Source organism: Metabacillus sp. KJ11-3, assembly GCF_055808295.1.
In genome coordinates this window covers 967464-988181 of sequence record NZ_CM147865.1, presented here as the reverse complement: position 1 = coordinate 988181, position 20718 = coordinate 967464, and the positions used below count along the sequence as shown (strand labels likewise).

The window sequence follows — 20718 nt, the reverse complement described above, 5'->3', positions numbered from 1 at the left end:
ACAAAAGCGCAAGCGCCTTGATCAGCCTAGGGCAAATAAGACACAAATGAATAGATGACGTTCTTTGTCTTCAATTCATTTGTGGAAAGACCTTCGAGGCAGTCAATAACGCGACGTCACAATAACTCTAGATAATATAAAAAAGGTTATCCTTCATTCAAATACAGAAGAAGGATAACCTTTTTATTTGCTTTCTAAAATCAATGTTACTGGCCCTACGTTTGTAAATTGAACATCCATCATAGCTCCGAAAATTCCCGTTTCAACCTGCAAGCCTTTTTCTCTTAAGATACGATTAAAAGACTCATAAAGCTCATTTGCTACGTCAGGTTTTGCCGCATTCATATAGTTAGGTCTTCTACCCTTTCGGCAATCTCCATATAAGGTAAACTGAGAAACAGATAAAACCTGACCATCCACATCAAGAATAGAATGATTCATTTTGCCTGTTTCATCTTCAAAAATCCTTAAATGAGCAATTTTTTCAGCTAGGTATTCAGCATCTGCTTCTGTATCATCATGTGTAATCCCCACAAGCACCATAACACCTTTATCAATTTTCCCAACTACTTTTTCATCAACAGTAACCTTCGCTTGAACTGCACGTTGTACAACTACCTTCACAATAAAACCTACCTTACCTTAGTTCATTACTCTTCTAACAGAGTATATATCAGAAATCTGTTTAATTCTTTCTACAACTTTTTGTAAGTGATTAATATTTGAAATAGAAATAGCCATATTAATTGTTGCTACTTTGTTACGGTCTGATTTACCTGCAACAGACGAAATATTTGTTTTTGTCTCATTTACTGCTTGCAATACTTCATTTAACAGGCCTCGACGATCATAGCCCAAAATTTCAATTTCAACATTATATTCTTTTCGACTTGATGAGGGCTGATTTTCCCATTCAACATCAATTAACCGTTCTTTTGCATCGTCAGTGTGGACATTTGTACAATCAGAACGGTGAACAGATACTCCTCTTCCCTTCGTTATAAAACCGACTATATCATCACCTGGAACTGGATTACAGCATTTTGAGAGACGAATTAATAAATTATCAATTCCTTTAACTTGTACACCTGCATCACGCTTCTTGGAAGTTGTAGAGGAAGGGATTTGTTTCGTCTCATTCATAACCTCTTGTATATTTTTTTCTTGTTCTTCCTGATCACGTTTTTTACGCCATTTTTCTGTTAAACGATTCGCAACTTGTAGTGCCGTTACACCATTATATCCAACAGCTGCATACATATCCTCTTCATTAGAAAAGTTGAACTTCTCAGCTACTCGTTGTAAATTATCAGCTGTCATAATTTCTTTGACATTAAAATCTAAATTTTTTATTTCAGTTTCAACCATTTCTTTCCCTTTTTCAACGTTTTCTTCACGACGTTGCTTTTTGAAGAATTGGCGAATTTTGTTTTTCGCTTGAGAAGTTTGAGCAAGTTTCAACCAATCTTGACTAGGTCCATATGAGTGCTTGGATGTTAAAATCTCAATAATATCGCCTGTTTTCAGCTTATAGTCAAGGGTCACCATTTTACCGTTAATTTTCGCACCGATGGTTTTATTGCCAATTTCTGAATGAATACGATAAGCAAAATCAATTGGAACAGACCCAGACGGCAACTCGATTACATCGCCTTTTGGTGTGAAGATGAATACCATATCTGAAAACAAATCAATTTTTAGAGATTCCATGAATTCTTCTGCATTTGTTACATCATTTTGAAATTCTAATATTTCTCTGAACCAGGACAGCTTTTTTCTAATGTTGTTTTTTCATCAACATCTTTTCCCTCTTTATAAGCCCAGTGGGCTGCGATCCCATACTCAGCGATTTGATGCATTTCAAACGTACGAATTTGCACCTCAAGCGGATCTCCCTTAGGTCCGATCACGGTTGTATGAAGAGACTGATACATATTCGGTTTCGGCATGGCAATATAATCTTTAAAACGACCAGGCATCGGCTTCCAGCAAGTGTGAATAATACCTAATACGGCATAACAATCTTTAATGCTATTGACAACAATCCTAACCGCTAGTAGATCATAGATTTCATTAAATTGCTTATTTTGAAGAACCATTTTCCGGTAAATGCTGTATATATGCTTTGGTCTTCCTGAAAATTCAGCTTCTATGTTGACCTCATCAACCCGTTCTCGAACTTCGTCAATGACTTGATCCAAGTATTCCAATCGTTCCTGACGCTTTTTCTTCATTAAATTCACAATTCGATAATATTGCTGCGGATTTAAATACCTTAATGATGTATCTTCTAACTCCCATTTAATTTTCGAAATCCCTAAACGATGAGCAAGGGGTGCAAAAATTTCTAATGTTTCATTTGAAATACGTCGCTGTTTCTCCTGTGGAAGGTGTTTAAGAGTTCTCATATTATGCAGACGGTCTGCAAGCTTTATAAGAATTACACGAATATCCTGAGCCATCGCTACAAACATTTTCCTATGGTTTTCAGCTTGTTGCTCTTCTTTTGATTTATATTTTATTTTCCCCAGCTTTGTTACACCATCAACGAGCATTGCCACTTCATTGTTGAACTCCGCTCGTAAGTCATCTAACGTAACATCTGTATCCTCCACCACATCATGTAAAAAACCACCTGCTATTGTAGCAGGATCCATCTCTAAATCTACCAAAATGCCTGCAACTTGAATGGGGTGTATAATATATGGTTCGCCAGACTTACGGAATTGTTCCCGGTGTGCTTCTTCAGCAAAATCATAAGCACGCTGTATAAAATCAGTATCTTCGGCTGATAAATAGCGCTGTGCTTTTTGAATTACTTGCTCGGAGGATAATACTTGTTCATTAGCCATGAAATCACCTTTTTATATTGAAAACTTTGATTACAAATCTTTTTCCTTCTTGCTGTTTATCTATTGTCATAAAAACCGAATAACGAAGTTCATTATATCGATTAGAAATTTTAGTATATTGTAACTATTATCAATAAAAAAACACGAGATGTAAAGAGAAAACAGTATTTTTCACACTAGCCAGAAAGTGGTATATGACCATTTACACAAAAAACGTTAAATGAATGGAGTAAAATGGAGTTTATAAGTCAAGTTAACTAAAATAGTATATACAATGCAATTTGCAAAAAAAGCACCCGTTTGAGTGCCTCTAAAAATAATGGGGACCGAACTGTAAATAACTCGGGTCCCCATATAATTAAAATGTCATTAATGTTAAAACATCATAGCCATCCAATAAATTACGGCCATCTAAATATGATAATTCTATTAAGAAAGCAATACCTGCTACAACTCCACCTAATTCCTCCACAAGCTTGATTGTCGCTTCAATTGTTCCACCAGTTGCCAATAGGTCATCTGTGATTAATACTCTTTGACCAGGCTTAATCGCATCTTTATGGAGTGTAAGGACATCTTTACCATACTCAAGACCATACTCAACACGTACAACCTCACGTGGTAACTTTCCTTCTTTACGTACTGGAGCAAAGCCTACTCCTAATGAATATGCCACTGGACAACCGATAATAAAGCCACGTGCCTCTGGACCAACAACGATGTCAATCTCTTTTTCACGAGCATATTCCACAATTTGGTCTGTCGCATATCGATACGCATCCCCATTATCCATTAATGTTGTAATATCCTTAAATTGAATTCCTGGTTTCGGATAATCAGGAACGACTGTTACAAATTGCTTTAAATCCATTTTTCCTTTGTCCTCCTTATACACCTACAGGCGCATCTAATGGAAACCTTTGTTCAAACCACTGCTTAAGCTGCATGTAAGATGTATATAATAACGTTTTTTCTAGTTCAATTTGGTTTTGCTTTCGGGTATACGTTTTCGATTCACTTAAATCTCTTTTTCGAGATGTGGAATTTGTCGAAATAACACCATTTTCTATTGTAACAAATTCTAGCTCAAAAAACACCTGTGACATAAATTCTATTGTTTCTTTTGTCCAGCCTTTATGTTTCGCAAGAAGCTCACCTTGTTCACGAAGCTTAAAGGAACCTTGCTTTAGCAGGAAACCATAGTACCATTTAAAATGATCCCTTGTCGGTATTGTCGAAAAGAAGTGATCCGCTTCTTGTTGAAACACAGAATAAATTCTTGCAGGTTTACCTTTAGAAAAAAGCCCGTCCAATAATTCAATTGAAGAAGGAATGTCAAGTAAAAGAAGATGTTTGTCACGGGCATCAAGATTTTTTGCATCTTCATCCGTTTGTACTTGATGTGCTTTATGATCCAGTCCCCTTTTCACCAATTCTTCATATGTTTTTGACTGAAATGTAATAATCTGCCCAGCTTCATTGGATGAAAGTAAGCTAATAAGATGATCAACATTTCTGGAACCGCGAAAGTCAAACAGCTGCCATTGATTTACCTTTAAATCCTTCAGCATAATTTGTGGTTTTCTCAAGTTATTCCATTCATTTATTGTAAGCTCTCCAATAGCGGATACCGCAACAGCAGGTGAGAGCTCATCATGAATATAACCCATACCGAAGCCAACACAATCGAGTTGCTGTTCTTCTTGTGAAAAGACAATCTTTAAATGATTTTGCTCTGCCCCTATTTTACGGACATTAGCCAATGTCATATCTTCCAAATGAATAATCGGTTTTGGATTATTCATACCAAACGGCGATAACTGTTGCATCTCTTCGATAGACTTAACCGTTATATCCTCTAATTTACAGCTAACATCAACTCTGGAAACAGGAATAAAATCATCTTCAGTCAATATCATATGTGCTTTTTCTACCAGTCTCTCGCGAAGCTTATTTACATCTTCAAGTTGTAACGTCATACCCGCAGCCATGGGATGACCGCCGAAATGAGGTAAAATATCACGGCATGTTGATAAATTTTCAAACAAATCAAAGCCTGCAATACTTCGGGCTGATCCCTTTGCAATCCCTTTTTCTTTGTCAATACTTAAAACAATTGTCGGCCGATAAAAACGATCAACTAATCTTGAAGCTACTATCCCAACAACACCTGGATTCCAACCTTCTCTTGCAATAACAAGGACAGGATTTTGCTCAATTGGAAAGCGAGTATTAACCTCTTCAATAGCTTCCTCAGTCATTGTGTTCACTAGTTTTTGTCTTTCTTTATTAAGTAAGTCTATTTCTTCAGCGATCATCATTGCTTCTTCTTCATTATCAGAAAGAAGTAAGTCGACAGCTGGATCTGCAGATTGTAATCTTCCAACAGCATTAATTCTAGGACCAAGAGCGAAACCTATTGTATCCTCATTTATTTCTTGCAGCTTTACATTGGCAATTTTTAATAGAGCTTTTAACCCAATTCGATTTGTTGTTTTTAATTGGTTTATACCACGTTTTGCTATTAATCTATTTTCTCCATGCAGGGCAACTAAATCAGCAATTGTGCCAATTGCTGCAACCTCTAATAAATCTGTTGGGACTTCCCCCAACAGTGCATGGCTTAATTTAAATGCTACACCTACACCGGCCAATTCCTTAAATGGATACATGCATTCCGGCTGTTTAGGATGTATGATTGCTAATGCATCAGGTAAAACTGGACCTGGTTCATGATGGTCAGTGACAATTAAATCCACACCTAAATCCTTCGCAACTTCTGCTTCATGGACTGCAGCAATACCGGTATCAACCGTAATGATTAGTGAAAAGCCCCTTTCATGAGCTAATCTAAATGCTGTCTCATTTGGTCCATATCCTTCTGAAAATCGATTTGGTATATAAAAATCTGCTTTAGCACCTAATTTTCGTAATGTCGTTAATAAAACGGTCGTACTACTTACTCCATCTGCATCATAATCACCATAAACCAAGATATGTTCATTATTATGAATTGCCTTTTGAATACGTTGCACAGCTTTGTCCATATCTTTTAAGAGAAATGGATCATGAAAAGTTTGTGAGTCCGTATCTAAAAATTCCTGTGCAGCTTCGACAGAGTTAATTCCTCTATTTACTAGTAAAGAAGCTACCAATGGTGTCACTGATAAATTCTCTCTTAAATTTTGAATGAAGGTTTCATCAGATGATTGAATCATCCACCTTGTATTTGCCTTTAACATAGTTTCACCCCTCAACCTTCTCATTATACAAGAGTGGCCAAGGGGTTTCAATTTAAGGATTCTTCCATTGTATGATGTTAGTGTTTATGATAGATCTGTTTCTAATGGACGATCATTTTGCACAGCCTGATCTGTTTCTGCTAAAGTTTTTATTTCTTCTTTTAACTTTGTGTTTTCCTTTTCTAATGCCTTTAATTTTCGATTGAGTGAAAGGATTCTAACCACTCCTGTAGAGGCAATCATAAAACCGCCCATAAATACTGAGCCCAAAATAAGTAAAATAAGCGGCCACTCAGCTTTCCCGAATAAATAATCCACCTCTACAGCTTCCACATTTATGACTGCAAAAATCGCAATAATTAAGGCAAAGATAATGGCCAGGATTATACTCCACTGACGTTTCATCCGCTTCCCTCCTTTTAAGATAAGTACAATTTGAATGGCTTTTAGTACACTATTTCGCTCCAAAACATAGTGTTACCAACTAAAACACAATAAATAAGAATCAACCCATCTCTATTTATTATTACCCCATTCTCATGGCATAGTAACAAAAAGAGTGAGTTGATCCTTTATACAGTCAGTTATACTTGTGGTTCATCGGTTACGTGAGATGCTGTTTCTTTCTTTTTTGTTAATTGCTTACCTTTCCAAATCAGCCATAATTGAGCTGCAATAAATAGAGAAGAATAGGTACCGGCAACTAAACCAACTAATAATGCAATGGAGAAATTCGTAATGGATGAGCTACCAAATACCAACAGGGCTGCAACAGCAATAACAACTGTTAACACAGTATTAATTGAACGGGTAAAGGTCTGTTGTAGACTTCTATTTACAATAAACTGTAAATCTTCAATCGTTTTAGCCTTTTTCTTTTTATTTAATTCCCGGATTCTATCAAAGGTAACGATCGTATCATTTATTGAATACCCGACAATCGTCAACACGGCTGCAATAAATGTAATATCCACTTCTAATCTAGTGATGCTAAAAAGTGCAATAATGAAAAACGCGTCATGTAATAAGGCAATAATTGATGCCAGCGCCATATAGAACTCAAAGCGAATAGATACATAAATAATAATCCCAATGGAGGCAATTAACACTCCATACATCGCATTCCTTGCAAGTTCTTTTCCTACCGTCGGGGAAACCGTACTTACATTTGGTTCAGAACCATACAATTCATTGAAATGGCTTTTTACTTCAGCAATTTTTTGTGGTTCAAGTACACCTATAAAGCGTGCAACTCCAACCTCTTTGTTTTCTCCTGCAAGGACAACATCATCCACTTCGAGGTCCAGCTTACTCATTTCACTCTCAATTTCCTCGGCTGTTAAGCTCTTATCCGCTAATACCTCGATTCGTGTACCACTTGCAAAATCAATCCCTAGATTTAATTTAAATACTAAAATAACAATAACACCTGCAACAACAAGTAATGTTGAAAGCATAAAGAATTTTCTCCGGTGTTTTAAGAAATCAACATGATCAAACTTTGTTGGTGCAATCGTATCATCGTCAGTTTCTTCGATACTAAGGATCTCATCCTTTTTCACACCAAAGTAACTTTTTTTCTTATCAAGCCATCGACTTTCAACTAATAAAGCCAATAGAATTCTCGATAGGAACACAGCTGTGATAAAGCTGATAATAATACTCAGAATCAGCATTGTGGCAAATCCTTTTACAGAGCTTGTCCCGAAGAAAAATAAAACTCCTCCAGCTAAAATTGTTGTAATGTTTGCATCTAAAATTGTTGAAAAAGAACGTCTTGATCCTGCTTTAAATGCCGAACGAACAGAGCGGCCTAATTTTAATTCTTCTTTAATTCTTTCATATGTAATAATGTTGGCATCCACAGCCATCCCTACACCAAGAATTAATGCTGCGATTCCAGGGAGTGTTAATACACCGTTCATCCAATCAAATACTTGAAGAATTAAATAAATATATGTTGATAATGTTATAACAGCAATTAATCCAGGTAAGCGGTAGAATATAAGCATAAACAAGAAAATAATTGCGATACCAACTATACCCGCTAAAACAGTACTGTCAAGGGCTTGTTCACCAAATTGAGCTCCGACAGATGTAGAGTAAAGTTCAGTTAGTTTCACTGGAAGAGAACCTGCATTTAGAAGGTTTGCCAAGTCCTGTGCTTCCTGAATTGTAAAGGTTCCTGTAATTGTAACATCTGTTTGATTAAAAACCTGATCAACGTTTGGTGATGATATAAATTTCGGCTTCTCTTTACTAACTTCTGCTTGGAAAGAATCACCTTCTTCATAATCAAGCCAGATGACTAGCTGATTATAAGGTGCATTTCCAACAATCTCCTGTGTGACCTCTTTAAATTTGGTTGCATCTTTTAATTTTATCGCAACATTCGGTTTTCCCTGCTCATCGAATGATTGCTTCGCTCCACCTTCAACCAAGTCAGAACCATTTAACATTTCTTTGTCTTCATAATCTCTAAATGTTAATTCAGCTTGTGTCGAAAGGATTTCCCTTGCTTTACTTTGGTCATTCACTCCAGCTAGTTGAACCCGAATCCGGTCATCACCTTCGATTTGAATGTTCGGTTCACTAACTCCCAGTACATTCGCTCTTTTTTGAAGTGCATTTACTGTACTGACTAATACATCTCTTGTTATCTTGTCACCTTCATTAGCCGGTGAAACTTCATAAAGAATTTCAAATCCACCCTGCAAATCCAACCCTAGTATGATGTTACTTGTTGCCTTATTTGTGTTAAAACCTATTAAGCTTCCCACAACAAAGACAAGAAGAAAAAACGCAACAATGCGTCCACGCTTTACCATTATGTATCCTCCTTAATCTCTAACAAATGAACTATTTGGGAGGCATGCTTATTTTATGTATCTAACGTCAACATTTCCCAATAAAAATTATACGATAGTAAATAAAGCAGAAGCAAACTAAATAAGACCTTTTAAGAGATTTTGTCCTTCCTCACTTTCAAACCAGTTGCCTCCTTTGAAAGATTCAACCGTCGCAAAATTCATAAATTCACCCACTTTAAGAGCAAGCACATCCCGTACAACTTCATGTACATATAGTTCAGGTGTTTTTTTCCACTTCTTCATTTTTAAGTACGTCCATAGCCTTTCTTCTGTTACATCCTCATATCCAAGTAAAATAAATTCTTCTAGTTTACTTTTAATTGCCGGTCTTACATGATCCCGATATTCATCAAACGGCTGCTTATTCATCATAACACTCCTTTTAGTCGAGTCGATTTCTTATATTTCAACAATTCACAATCTGCGTAGAACTTGTCATGCTTGGCCTATTTGCTCGCATATAGTAATTGTATATGATTCCACGTTATTTGAGAAGGCAGGGAGAAAAATGTCAAAGCAGACGTTTCTAAAAGGAACGCTTATTTTAATTCTAGCAGGGTTTATTACTCGTGTCCTAGGTTTTATTAATCGGATTGTCGTTGCTCGTTTTATCGGTGAAGAAGGAGTAGGGCTATATAATATGGCAGTTCCCACCCTGGTGCTGGTTATTACCATTACTCAGCTTGGATTACCTATTGCGATTTCAAAGCTAGTAGCAGAAGCGGAAGCACAGGGTGATCACCGGAGAATAAAAAAAATACTGGTTGTTTCGCTCTCTGTCACAGGTACATTAAGTCTTATTTTCACTCCAGCCATGATTTTACTTGCACCTTATTTATCTCAGCACGTCTTTACAGATCACCGCACCTATTGGCCTCTTTTGGCTATTGCACCAGTTGTACCAATTGTCGCCATTTCATCGGTGATTCGCGGGTATTTTCAAGGTAAACAAAACATGCGTCCTGCAGCCATTTCCCAAGTATTAGAACAAATTGTTCGAATTTCTCTTGTTGCAGTTTGCACAAGTGCTTTCCTACCATATGGAATAGAATATGCCGCTGCCGGCGCGATGATTTCTGCCGTTATCGGGGAATTAGTTTCACTTATATATTTAGTGACAATGTTTAAAATGAAAAAGAAAATAAAAATCCGCAGAAAGTTTTTCAATTCAGTAAAAAATGGGAAAGAAACATTGAATCAGTTAATGAACATCGCCCTTCCCACAACCGGGAGTAGATTCATCGGAAATATTTCCTGGTTTTTTGAGCCAATCGTCGTTGCAAATAGCTTATATATCGCAGGTGTCGCAACGGCCGCCGCAACTAAACAATACGGTGCACTCACCGGATATGCCATACCTTTACTTATGCTTCCATCATTTATTACCTTTTCGTTATCAACCTCATTAGTTCCTGCTATTAGTGAAGCAATGGCGAACAATCAATTAAAAACAGTTGAACACCGATTACAGCAAGCTCTACGCTTGTCCCTTATTAGCGGAGGATTGGCGTGTGTTATTTTATACGTATTTTCAGATCCGTTAATGACTGTTATGTACGGAACGAATAAATCAGCTATATTTGTTCAGGTAATGGCCCCTTTCTTTATTTTTCATTACTTTCAAGGTCCTTTGCAGGCTGTTTTACAAGCCTTGGATTTGGCAAAGGCTGCTATGATCAATAGTTTAATTGGCTCAGTTGTTAAAACAGCTCTCATCTTTGTCCTTGCCACACGTCCATCTCTAGGAATCATGGGGGCTGCACTCGCTATTGTTATCGGAATAATGCTTGTAACCTTATTGCACTTAGCGACTGTCATTAAGGTTGTACCATTCACAATACATGTTAGGGAGTATGTAAAGAATGGTGTAACAATGGTGCTTGCAGGATTAGCTGGATTCTTTGCCTATGAGTACATATTCGAAGCTACTCCTCTTATTTTTAGGTTACTTACTAGTTTGAGTATCACAACGGTCATTTACTGTTTACTTCTTCTCGTCTTTAAATTAGTTGAAAAAGATGAAGTAAAACGGATCCCCTTCGTTGGTTCTTATCTTTCAAGACTTATACCTGTTAAATAAGATAGAAATAAAAGAGAAGCTGAATGTCGTGTTCAGCTTCTCTTTCTTAATTTTTATCTTCATCCTTTAAATCGATATAAAATACTCCATTCCCAAACGTACATAAAGAAATTTGTTTCATTTCTTTGTAACCTAGTTTTTTAAGCTGTTGTCTTAGCCATAGGTTGTTTTTTTGAATGATATCCAAATTATTCTCCTGAATGATACCATCAACTATGAGCGGCAATTGTATTTCCGTTTGTTTTTTACCCTTATTTTGTTTCTCTATAACTGATAGTTTTCCTGAAGGTTCAAGAATGGCAAACTCAACATCCGCTACATTATTAATATCCTTGTCCCGGAGCTGAGTCATTAAATCATCGAAATTATATCGCTGTGTTCTCATGGCATGCTCATCAACTTTTCCCTGGTTAATGATAATGGTCGGCTTCCCATCTAATAAATGTCTAATTTTTTGATTTTTCAAGGAGAAATAGGCCAAGGAGATTTGAATGATCATTAAGATAAGCATAGGAATGACAGTATGTACGAGTGGATCTTTAGGATCTTCAATGGCCGTTACGGCCATTTCCGCGATCATAATAAAAACAACAAGATCCAAGATGCTCAATTCACCTATTTCTCTTTTTCCCATTACCCTAAAAATAAAAACGATGAGAAAATATAGTAACAGGGTCCGAATTAAGATCGTTAAATAATATTCCACTATATGTTCTCCTTTCCTCCCTCATCCATTATTCCTTATTTTGAACGATATGCTATGTTTTATGTAAAGAATTCACTTTATACTGCAAAGTGAATTAAGTAACGAATATACACATAGACGGAGGATATTCCAAGTGAGATAATGACAATAGGAAACCCAACTTTTAAAAATTCAATAAATTTAATATCTTCCTTTTCCTTAGCAGCTAAACCTGCTACAACCAGATTTGAACTTGCTCCCAATAATGTACCGTTACCTCCCAAACATGCGCCTAATGCTAAGGACCACCACAATGGGTCAAGGTTTGTCATTCCATAATCTTTGAATTCAAGAATCACAGGTATCATTGCCGCAACAAAAGGGATATTATCCACAAATCCTGATAGGACACCTGTCATCCAAAGAATGAGCATTGACGTTTTAGGTAAATCACCCTCTGTATAAAAAACTAAGCCTCTTGCAAGCTCATCAATAATTCCAACCTCTTCCAGCCCTCCTATTAACATAAAAAGGCCAATAAAGAAAAATAATGTTCCCCATTCTACCTGCTTTAATACCTCATCTGGCTTATATTCATCATGAGTTAATAATAACAATAACAAAGCTCCTGCTAATGCAATACTTGTTAAATCAATATGAAGAAGTGGGTTTAACATAAAACCTATGATCGTCATGATCAAAACAGAAACTGACTTAGGCAGTGCAGGTGTTACCTTTAAATAATCTCTGGCTCTTATGGAAGTTAACTTTTTCTGATCAATATGATCCGCCTTTAATTTGTCCCAATAAACAAAAATTAAATAACCCAGTATCACGAAAAAAATGAGCAGGACTATAGGGCTTAAGTGAATTAGAAAAGCATTAAATGTTAAATGCTCAACTGCCTGACCGATCATAATATTTGGAGGGTCTCCAATTAAAGTAGCTGTCCCCCCAATATTCGAAGCAATGATAATGGAAATTAAATAAGGGATGGCAGGTATATGAATCATTCTTACAATTGTTAGGATGATTGGCACAAGCAATAATACCATTGTAACATTGGCTAAAAATGCTGACCCAATTGCAGTTAAAGTTGAAATAACTATAAGTAATGGAATAGGTCGTCCTTTAACCATTTTTGCCATGACAATTGCTAAGAATTCAAACACACCTGTCTGACTTGTAACGATAACAATGAGCATCATCGCAAATAATAAGGCGATTGTATTCCAATCGATATACGTAACAAATGCCTTGTTAACATCATAAATGCCTACAATAAGCATGGCAATTCCACCTAAGCCGGCTGCTAGTGACCGATCAATCTTCTCCGTCATAATAACTATATATGTGATGAGAAAGATCATAACTGTTAGCACAGTAAACATTTCCTACTCCCCCTTTTAAATTCCTTCATTCTCATGATCTATCTGTTAAATCTTTCATTACATTTTTTCTGTCAATTAAACAGCAAGTCCCCATTACCATCATATGATGCAAGTCCACTAAAATATTTATAGTCTATTTTTTTCTTCCATGAATATTCTTTAATAAAGACGAGCATAAACAAGCTCGAACTAAATTTGTACAGATTGAAAGGGGGAAGCTTTGTGGAAACAAAAAAGTGGGGAAAAGCGATCCTATTTGGTCTTATCACCATTTTTGTTATGGCTCTTGTTACGAGTCTCATATTTTCTTTGCTTTTAAAATTCACAAGTCTCACTGAATCTTCGATTACATGGCTCATTCTCGGTTTATCTATTTTAGCCTTGTTCATTGGCGGATTTGTCGCAGGAGGAAACGGAAAGGAAAAAGGCTGGCTAATCGGAGGAATTACAGCTATTCTTTTTTCACTCATTATTCTTTTATTTAAATTTTTAGGTCATGGTGAAATCTTCTCGTTGCAAGAGCTCATGTATCATGGAGGATTTTTATTAGTGGCCATGTTAGGTGGTATTTTCGGAGTGAATTTATCTTCATCTAGAGCATAAGAAATGCGCAAGCGCCTTGATCAGCCCAGGACAAATAAGACACAAATGAATAGGAGACCTTGTTTGTCTTCAATTCATTTGCGTCTAGACCTAGAGGCAGTCAAAAGCACGACGTCCTATGTTCCGGGGCTAGGCTAGGCGCTGGAGCTAGACACCTAAACTGAGTACTATATTTTTACCTATAAATAAAAACCAGGGCCTATGTCCCTGGTTTTATTATGTACTTATTAATCTCTAATAACTTCACGTACAGATTTACGATCGAATGTAAGACGAGTTCCATCTCCAACTTTAAGAACAATTTTGTTCTCGTCAATTGAGTCAAGGATACCATGTAATCCACCGATTGTTACAATCTTGTCACCTTTAGATAGGCTATTTTGCATTTCACGAACCGCTTTTTGTTGTTTTTGTTGCGGACGAATCAGCAAGAAGTAAAAAATCGCAAACATCAATACTAACGGTAAGACTGTTCCTAGCATTTCCATTTATATCACCCCTTTCATGCGGGTATTAGAAGTTTTTAGCATTCGGTTTGTTAAAGCCGTAAGCTTCAAAAAATTCATCACGGAAATCGCCTAAGCGATCTTCACGGATTGCTTGTCTAACTTTCTCCATTAAGTTTACCAGAAAATATAGATTATGATAAGAAGTTAATCTCAATCCGAATGTTTCATCACTTTTTATTAAATGACGAATATAGGCACGTGAGTAATTTCTACATGTATAGCAATCACAATTTTCATCTAATGGGCCAAAATCTCTAGCATACTTAGCATTTTTTACAACTAAGCGTCCTTCACTTGTCATGAGTGTACCATTACGGGCAATTCGAGTTGGAAGCACACAATCAAACATATCAATTCCACGAATAGCTCCGTCGATAAGAGAGTCAGGTGATCCTACCCCCATTAAGTATCGTGGTTTATTGTCAGGCATGAGAGGTGTTGTAAATTCCAGCACACGGTTCATCACATCTTTAGGTTCTCCAACCGATAAACCACCAACTGCGTATCCAGGGAAATCCATGGACACCAAATCCCTTGCACTTTGCTTCCTAAGCTCCTCGTATTCTCCGCCCTGAATAATTCCGAAAAGACCTTGGTCGTTTGGTCTTGCATGAGCCTTTAAACAACGCTCTGCCCAACGGCTTGTGCGTTCTACAGATTTCTTCATATAATCATATTCAGCTGGATATGGTGGACATTCATCAAAAGCCATCATAATATCAGATCCCAGATCATTTTGGATCTGCATTGCTTTTTCAGGGGATAGGAAAAGCTTATCCCCGTTTAAATGATTCCGGAAATGAACTCCTTCTTCTTCAATCTTGCGAAATTCACTTAAACTAAAGACTTGAAACCCGCCTGAATCGGTTAAGATAGCCCGATCCCAATTCATGAAATTATGAAGGCCGCCAGCTTCCTTAACGATTTCATTACCTGGTCGTAACCATAAATGATATGTATTACTTAGAATAATACCTGCTCCCATTTCTTTAAGCTCTTCCGGAGACATTGTTTTGACTGTTGCTAATGTTCCAACTGGCATAAACACAGGAGTCTCAAAACTGCCGTGTGGAGTATGCACTCTTCCCAGCCTTGCTCCTGTTTGCTTACATGTTTTTATTAGTTCGTATCGAATTGGTGAAGTTGACACCTTATTTCCTCCTTAAACCAAGAAGTACAAAAGCACCTCTTATAAATAACACCATTTTTATTTAAATGATCAGCATCGCATCTCCAAAACTAAAGAAGCGATATTTCTCTCTTACAGCAGTTTCATACGCATTTATCACATATTCCCTAGATGCTAAAGCACTTACTAACATAATCAGCGATGATTTAGGAAGGTGAAAGTTTGTAACCATTCCATCAATCCCTTTAAATTCATAGCCTGGATAAATAAAAATATTCGTCCAGCCACTTTCGGCAACAAATTGACCATTATGTTTAGATGCAATCGTTTCAAGCGTTCTCGTAGAAGTTGTTCCCACTGTGATAATTCTTCCACCATTAGATCTTACGTTATTTAACAATGCAGCTGTTCCATCGGTTACTTGATAAAATTCTGCATGCATTTCATGCTCTTCTACCGTATCTGCACTTACCGGACGGAAAGTTCCTAAACCAACATGTAAGGTAATAAAGGCGATATGAACTCCCTTTTCTTTTAACTGGTCAAGAATTTCCTCTGTAAAATGCAACCCAGCAGTTGGAGCAGCTGCAGAACCAATTTCACGTGAAAACACAGTTTGGTAACGTTCACGATCATCTAATTGTTCTTTTATATAAGGTGGTAAAGGCATCTCTCCTAATTTCTCGAGCACTTCATAAAAAATACCTTCATATTCAAACTTTAGCAAACGTCCGCCATGATCACTTGTTCCAACACAGGTTGCTTTCAGGTTACCGGAACCAAATGAAATAATAGTACCCTCTTTTACCCTTTTAGCAGGTTTCACCAGTGTTTCCCATATGTCATCTTCCTGCTGCTTTAGTAATAATATTTCGATGCTTGCACCTGTATCTTCCTTGGTTCCGAATAAACGTGCCGGCATCACCCTGGTATTGTTTAATACTAAGCAATCACCAGCTTGCAAATAATTAATAATTGATTTAAACGATTCATGTTTAAGCTCACCATTATCTTTTTGAAGAACCATTAGTCTTGACGCATCACGTTCTTTTAATGGAACTTGTGCGATTAATTCTTCAGGAAGATGAAAATCAAATAATTCTACTTTCAAACCATTCACCTAATTTCTAACTTACTTATTTACCTTTATTGTTCTTTTTTATTTAAATCGACCAAAAAACGAGAAAACAAAGGAAAGAATAATACTGACGACAATACAGGTTACGATAGGGAAAAAGACTGTCGTATTTCCTTTCTTAAACACAATATCACCTGGTAGTTTTCCAATAAACTGTAGAAAAAATCCAACAACCAGAAGGATTCCGCCAATAATCATTAATACTTTTGGAAAATCAATCATGATGAGGGGCCTCCATTTGAAAATGTTTATAGACGAGATCTGTAACAATTCTTCCCCTAGGTGTTCGTTGCAGGAAACCTATCTGTAATAAGTAGGGTTCATAAACGTCCTCAATTGTATGTGATTCTTCTCCTATTGTTGCCGAGATTGTATCAATTCCAACCGGTCCACCACGAAATTTCTCAATAATTCCTAAAAGTAATTTGTGGTCGATATGATCAAGACCAAGCTTATCTACCTGAAGACGTTCAAGTGCATCCACAGCTAATACGGTTGAGATGGTTTCTTCACCCGTTACTTGTGCAAAATCTCTTACCCTTTTAAGAAGTCGATTGGCTATTCGTGGTGTACCTCTTGATCTTCTGGCCATTTCTATCGCTGCTTCGTGTTCCATACCAATACCAAAGAGATCAGCCGTTCTTTCAATAATATAAGCTAGCTGGTTCTCATTATAATATTCCAGCCTGCTTAAAACACCAAATCGATCACGAAGCGGAGCTGTTAAAAGGCCTACTCTTGTTGTTGCACCGATTAACGTAAATGGAGGGAGATCCAACCTGACAGATCTTGCCGTTGATCCTTTACCAATGACGATATCCAAGCAAAAATCCTCCATTGCAGGATATAAAACTTCCTCAATTGATCGATGCAAACGATGAATTTCATCAATAAATAACACATCACCAGGTTCGAGAGCAGTTAATACGGCTGCCAGATCCCCCGGTCTCTCGATCGCCGGTCCGGAAGTAGTTCTTATATTAACACCCATTTCATTGGCAATAATTGTTGCCAATGTTGTTTTCCCTAAACCTGGTGGTCCATATAAAAGTACATGATCAAGTGTCTCACTCCGCATTTTAGCTGCTTCAATAAACACCCTTAAATTTTCCTTTACTTTATCTTGACCAATATACTGTGACAGTGATTGTGGTCTTAAGGTTTGTTCTATATAGGATTCTTGTATATCCGCTTCACCCGAAACAAGGCGTTCATCCATGTTATCACCTTACTTTAATAGCTTTTGCAATGCTTTTTTTACATATTGATCTGTTGTTAACGTTTCTTTTTGTAAGGATGGAACAATTTTTTTAATCTCTCGTTCAGCATATCCCAGCACTTTCAACGCTTCTATCGCTTCGTTCAATGCATGATTTGCAGACTCTTTATACTCTATTTCTTCATGGTTAAAAAGATCAGGGGAATATAAGGCAGCGACATCGGCAAGCTTTCCTTTTAAATCCAGAATAATCTGACGTGCTGTCTTTTTTCCAACCCCGGGGAATTTCACTAAAAATGTGTCATTTTCATTTTCAATTGCCTCAATCACCTGGGAGGGATTACCAGATGCTAAAATAGCCAACGCTCCCTTCGGTCCAATACCCGTTACGTTCAATAATTTCATGAACAAAGCTTTTTCTTCCCTGGAAGAGAACCCGTATAACGCTATTAGATCTTCTCTCACATGTTGATATGTATAAACAATCGTTTCTTCTTTACGACTTTTTGTGTAACTAAAGGGGTTTGGGGCATGTATCTGGTATCCAATTCCATGATGATCGATCACGATATACTCAGGAGTGATATGATCCACAAATCCTTTAACAAATTCAATCATTTCCTCACCTCTTGCGACTGTACCTCATTGTGTCAATTAATTTCTTTCATCAGCGCACAATTGTTCTCATTATTATATCATACCATTAAAAGCAGTTAGTTTGTATTCCAAGATCGTTAATTTTTCATGAAGTACAAAAAAAGCTAACCCGATATTTATCTCTCAGATTAGCGTTCATAATACTATTACTTCTTTTCAATCTTTGAATATGTTTCATATATTTTTAACACTTCAAGATATTGATCTTTTGATTCAATTCTTATTCCTTCCATTAACTCATCGTGCTTGTGGCTCTCTAATTTCTCCACATCTAATTGAAAAAATGATTGTATAATATCATTGGAACCAGGTCTCCCATTAAAAATCGAAAATATACCGTCACCAGTAATGCCAAAATATCCATTCGTTTTTAACAATGGTGATATATCATCAACTTTACTTTGAAATACTATACTCTCCTTATTATGATCAAGTAGTATCCAATCAGAATACTTTTCCACTATTTCCCCTATAGAAGTTGCTTTCTCCAGGATAATTTCTTCACTTATCTCTCCATCTAAGTATTTTCTTTGTAACACTACTTTTACAGATAAAGGATGTTGAATACTATCTTCTTCTGCCATAACAGGTATGGTAGTATCAATGCTTACGAAACTACTAAGGAGAAAAACAACAAAACTACATACAGTTAGGATGTGACTGTGATAAGACATTCTCATCTATCTCACCTCATTCATATAAATTCACATGCAATCATTATTATTGTAGCCATTAGTAGAAGTTTTAACCAAAAGAAACCAAAACTAATATAAAAAGCAAGAGGCAAAGGCCTCTTGCTTTTTATATTAGCGGTTGTTTCCATTAAAAGGACGTTGAACAGCATTTCCAAGATCGTTTAGTAATTCGTTCACATCAGTATCAATGACATCTTTATCGACTCCGTTTTGAATATCATTATCGATGTTCCGAACACGGGTAAATGTCCCTTCATCCGTTACAACCTGAACATTTCTTCCATTGGCCATTTTACGAGTTTGACTTGTAATTTTCTCCTTCATATCTTGATCATTTTTATCATTAGAATCAACGGCCACTAACACATTATCGTCAGTTACCACAACTCGTGCGTTATCAACATTGTCCATTTTTTCAACCGCATTTTTTATTTTTTGAGCAGCCTCGCCATCACCGCGATTATAATAACCAACTTCATTTAAATGTCTATGATAATTCGCATCACCGTTACTGTAGCGATTATCACGAACAAGACCCGCATCCCTGTCTCCTAGTGGAACTGTTGGATTGCTTATATCTCGGGTGTTATTTCTATTATTTACTTGGCGAAAATAATGATTTCTATTATCACCATCGTTCATTCCATCCATCATCTCAGTAACAGGACCTTCATTATCTGCTCCATTTGTATTTTCGTTTGTATAGTATCCTATCGGTTGAGCTTGATTAGTGTTTCTGGTATTTTCTAACGCACCTTGATCTCCATTACAAGCGGTTAAACCAGTTGTTAAAAGGGCAATTGCAGTAAAAGCTGCAGCTTTTTTACCTTTTGTCAAAACAACAACCTCCCTGGAATATACATACAAGAGTTATGAGCTTAAGACATGCTCAATACTATCTTGTACTTTAACAAGGGAGATGACTCTGTTAGTTATCGGAAACACGATTAAATTTATGGGAAATGAAAAAAACAGGAGTAAGAGAACTCCTGCTTTCACGTTTATTTTTAATCTTCATCTTCCTCACGATCATAATTAGGCATCCCAAACATTTGACCACCTGCACCCGGCATTTGCATTTGTTGTTGTTGCGACGGATTAAATCCATACTGCCCGTATGGTGCAAATGGTTGTGGTGGTGCCATCATAGGTTGCTGACCATAGTAAGGTTGTGGTGCCATCATGGGCTGTTGACCGTAATAAGGTTGCTGCATCGGCATCTGATAGCCATATGGTGATGGTGCTGCCGGTCCACCGCATCCACAATCTCCTTGATCATACGCAGGAGCCACTGCTTGCGGATATGGTTGATTCGGCATATTTGAGTGATTTTCATAATCATCATTAGGTGCTTCACCATATGCTCCTAATACTTGATTTGGATAACCACCAAATCCCGGTCCAGGCATTACAGGTGAAACAGGTACTCCGGCATATGGATTAACCGGGAATCCCGCCCCATAATGAGCAGGAGCAACAGCTTGAGGATATGGCATATTTTGCATACCCGCGTGATCTTCATAATCATAATCATCATCGTCGTCTTCGTCAAATTCAGCCGGGCTAACTGCTGTTGGGTAGGGCTGCGGTTGAGTCTGCGGCATCATTGCCGGATTGTAACCATATGGCATCGGGTGCATTGGATAAT

18 protein-coding genes and 1 pseudogene are annotated in these 20718 nt (G+C 37.0%); 2 read left to right on the top strand and 17 right to left on the bottom strand.

Annotated elements, in window-relative coordinates; translation table 11 throughout:
- Positions 1-183: 183 nt before the first annotated feature.
- The 7 genes and pseudogenes from dtd to AC0L8O_RS05010 all read right to left on the bottom strand — a co-directional run bounded on the left by dtd (position 184) and on the right by AC0L8O_RS05010 (position 9333).
- The gene (gene dtd, locus AC0L8O_RS05040) at positions 184-624 is read right to left on the bottom strand and encodes a D-aminoacyl-tRNA deacylase (protein WP_473446837.1); all 441 of its coding nucleotides are present in this window, start codon (positions 622-624) and stop codon (positions 184-186) included.
- Positions 625-642: 18 nt separating this feature from the next.
- Positions 643-2852: pseudogene (locus tag AC0L8O_RS05035) on the bottom strand (RelA/SpoT family protein).
- A gap of 358 nt (positions 2853-3210) precedes the next feature.
- Positions 3211-3723 carry an adenine phosphoribosyltransferase gene (locus tag AC0L8O_RS05030; protein ID WP_026558636.1) on the bottom strand — a complete coding sequence of 171 codons (513 nt, stop codon included), beginning with the start codon at positions 3721-3723 and terminating at the stop codon, positions 3211-3213.
- A gap of 16 nt (positions 3724-3739) precedes the next feature.
- Positions 3740-6094: a single-stranded-DNA-specific exonuclease RecJ gene (gene recJ / locus AC0L8O_RS05025; protein ID WP_473446836.1), complete on the bottom strand. Its 2355-nt coding sequence runs from the start codon at positions 6092-6094 to the stop codon at positions 3740-3742.
- Between the two features lie 84 nt (positions 6095-6178).
- The gene (locus tag AC0L8O_RS05020) at positions 6179-6499 is read right to left on the bottom strand and encodes a LapA family protein (RefSeq protein WP_473446835.1); all 321 of its coding nucleotides are present in this window, start codon (positions 6497-6499) and stop codon (positions 6179-6181) included.
- A 179-nt stretch (positions 6500-6678) separates the two neighbouring features.
- Positions 6679-8922, bottom strand: coding sequence for a protein translocase subunit SecDF (gene secDF / locus AC0L8O_RS05015; protein WP_473446834.1), 2244 nt, complete (start codon positions 8920-8922; stop codon positions 6679-6681).
- A 117-nt stretch (positions 8923-9039) separates the two neighbouring features.
- Positions 9040-9333: a post-transcriptional regulator gene (locus AC0L8O_RS05010; protein WP_473448671.1), complete on the bottom strand. Its 294-nt coding sequence runs from the start codon at positions 9331-9333 to the stop codon at positions 9040-9042.
- A 139-nt stretch (positions 9334-9472) separates the two neighbouring features.
- Between AC0L8O_RS05010 and spoVB the strand changes: the two genes are divergently transcribed.
- The gene (spoVB, locus tag AC0L8O_RS05005) at positions 9473-11044 is read left to right on the top strand and encodes a stage V sporulation protein B (protein ID WP_473446833.1); all 1572 of its coding nucleotides are present in this window, start codon (positions 9473-9475) and stop codon (positions 11042-11044) included.
- 46 nt (positions 11045-11090) lie between these two features.
- Here spoVB and AC0L8O_RS05000 read toward each other — a convergent pair whose 3' ends face one another.
- Both AC0L8O_RS05000 and AC0L8O_RS04995 read right to left on the bottom strand, forming a co-directional pair.
- A complete protein-coding gene (locus AC0L8O_RS05000) occupies positions 11091-11750 on the bottom strand; it encodes a DUF421 domain-containing protein (protein ID WP_473446832.1) in 660 nt (219 codons plus the stop codon).
- 77 nt (positions 11751-11827) lie between these two features.
- Positions 11828-13120, bottom strand: coding sequence for an ArsB/NhaD family transporter (locus tag AC0L8O_RS04995; protein WP_473446831.1), 1293 nt, complete (start codon positions 13118-13120; stop codon positions 11828-11830).
- A gap of 279 nt (positions 13121-13399) precedes the next feature.
- Between AC0L8O_RS04995 and AC0L8O_RS04990 the strand changes: the two genes are divergently transcribed.
- The gene (locus AC0L8O_RS04990) at positions 13400-13723 is read left to right on the top strand and encodes a TIGR04086 family membrane protein (RefSeq protein ID WP_473448668.1); all 324 of its coding nucleotides are present in this window, start codon (positions 13400-13402) and stop codon (positions 13721-13723) included.
- Between the two features lie 227 nt (positions 13724-13950).
- Here the strand turns inward: AC0L8O_RS04990 and yajC are convergent, their stop codons facing one another.
- From yajC to AC0L8O_RS04950, 8 genes are all read right to left on the bottom strand, one after another.
- Complete coding sequence (gene yajC, locus AC0L8O_RS04985; protein WP_473446830.1) at positions 13951-14211, bottom strand: preprotein translocase subunit YajC; 261 nt, start codon at positions 14209-14211, stop codon at positions 13951-13953.
- A gap of 25 nt (positions 14212-14236) precedes the next feature.
- The gene (gene tgt / locus AC0L8O_RS04980) at positions 14237-15382 is read right to left on the bottom strand and encodes a tRNA guanosine(34) transglycosylase Tgt (protein ID WP_078432447.1); all 1146 of its coding nucleotides are present in this window, start codon (positions 15380-15382) and stop codon (positions 14237-14239) included.
- A 61-nt stretch (positions 15383-15443) separates the two neighbouring features.
- Positions 15444-16472, bottom strand: coding sequence for a tRNA preQ1(34) S-adenosylmethionine ribosyltransferase-isomerase QueA (gene queA / locus AC0L8O_RS04975; RefSeq protein WP_473446829.1), 1029 nt, complete (start codon positions 16470-16472; stop codon positions 15444-15446).
- Positions 16473-16520: 48 nt separating this feature from the next.
- The gene (locus tag AC0L8O_RS04970) at positions 16521-16721 is read right to left on the bottom strand and encodes a DUF2905 domain-containing protein (RefSeq protein WP_026558625.1); all 201 of its coding nucleotides are present in this window, start codon (positions 16719-16721) and stop codon (positions 16521-16523) included.
- Positions 16714-17718, bottom strand: coding sequence for a Holliday junction branch migration DNA helicase RuvB (gene ruvB, locus AC0L8O_RS04965; protein ID WP_473446828.1), 1005 nt, complete (start codon positions 17716-17718; stop codon positions 16714-16716). Before ruvB ends, AC0L8O_RS04970 begins: the two co-directional genes overlap by 8 nt.
- A 9-nt stretch (positions 17719-17727) precedes the next feature.
- On the bottom strand, positions 17728-18336 hold the full coding sequence (ruvA, locus tag AC0L8O_RS04960) for a Holliday junction branch migration protein RuvA (RefSeq protein WP_026558623.1): 609 nt from the start codon (positions 18334-18336) through the stop codon (positions 17728-17730).
- A gap of 185 nt (positions 18337-18521) precedes the next feature.
- Entirely contained in the window at positions 18522-19055 is a 534-nt protein-coding gene (locus tag AC0L8O_RS04955; protein ID WP_473446827.1) for a BofC C-terminal domain-containing protein, read from the bottom strand.
- Positions 19056-19181: 126 nt separating this feature from the next.
- Complete coding sequence (locus AC0L8O_RS04950; RefSeq protein WP_473446826.1) at positions 19182-19907, bottom strand: YhcN/YlaJ family sporulation lipoprotein; 726 nt, start codon at positions 19905-19907, stop codon at positions 19182-19184.
- Positions 19908-20718: the final 811 nt, after the last annotated feature.

What these genes read in the sequence shown, in the direction of transcription:
- ruvA (WP_026558623.1), bottom strand. Translation starts at nt 18,336, where the DNA reads ATGATTGAATTTGTTAAAGGATTTGTGGATCATATCACTCCTGAGTAT.
- AC0L8O_RS05030 (WP_026558636.1), bottom strand. Translation starts at nt 3,723, where the DNA reads ATGGATTTAAAGCAATTTGTAACAGTCGTTCCTGATTATCCGAAACCA.
- AC0L8O_RS05020 (WP_473446835.1), bottom strand. Translation starts at nt 6,499, where the DNA reads ATGAAACGTCAGTGGAGTATAATCCTGGCCATTATCTTTGCCTTAATT.
- AC0L8O_RS05010 (WP_473448671.1), bottom strand. Translation starts at nt 9,333, where the DNA reads ATGAATAAGCAGCCGTTTGATGAATATCGGGATCATGTAAGACCGGCA.
- AC0L8O_RS04970 (WP_026558625.1), bottom strand. Translation starts at nt 16,721, where the DNA reads ATGATTGATTTTCCAAAAGTATTAATGATTATTGGCGGAATCCTTCTG.
- AC0L8O_RS04990 (WP_473448668.1), top strand. Translation starts at nt 13,400, where the DNA reads ATGGCTCTTGTTACGAGTCTCATATTTTCTTTGCTTTTAAAATTCACA.
- AC0L8O_RS04995 (WP_473446831.1), bottom strand. Translation starts at nt 13,120, where the DNA reads ATGTTTACTGTGCTAACAGTTATGATCTTTCTCATCACATATATAGTT.
- ruvB (WP_473446828.1), bottom strand. Translation starts at nt 17,718, where the DNA reads ATGGATGAACGCCTTGTTTCGGGTGAAGCGGATATACAAGAATCCTAT.
- spoVB (WP_473446833.1), top strand. Translation starts at nt 9,473, where the DNA reads ATGTCAAAGCAGACGTTTCTAAAAGGAACGCTTATTTTAATTCTAGCA.
- secDF (WP_473446834.1), bottom strand. Translation starts at nt 8,922, where the DNA reads ATGGTAAAGCGTGGACGCATTGTTGCGTTTTTTCTTCTTGTCTTTGTT.
- recJ (WP_473446836.1), bottom strand. Translation starts at nt 6,094, where the DNA reads ATGTTAAAGGCAAATACAAGGTGGATGATTCAATCATCTGATGAAACC.
- yajC (WP_473446830.1), bottom strand. Translation starts at nt 14,211, where the DNA reads ATGGAAATGCTAGGAACAGTCTTACCGTTAGTATTGATGTTTGCGATT.
- AC0L8O_RS04955 (WP_473446827.1), bottom strand. Translation starts at nt 19,055, where the DNA reads ATGAGAATGTCTTATCACAGTCACATCCTAACTGTATGTAGTTTTGTT.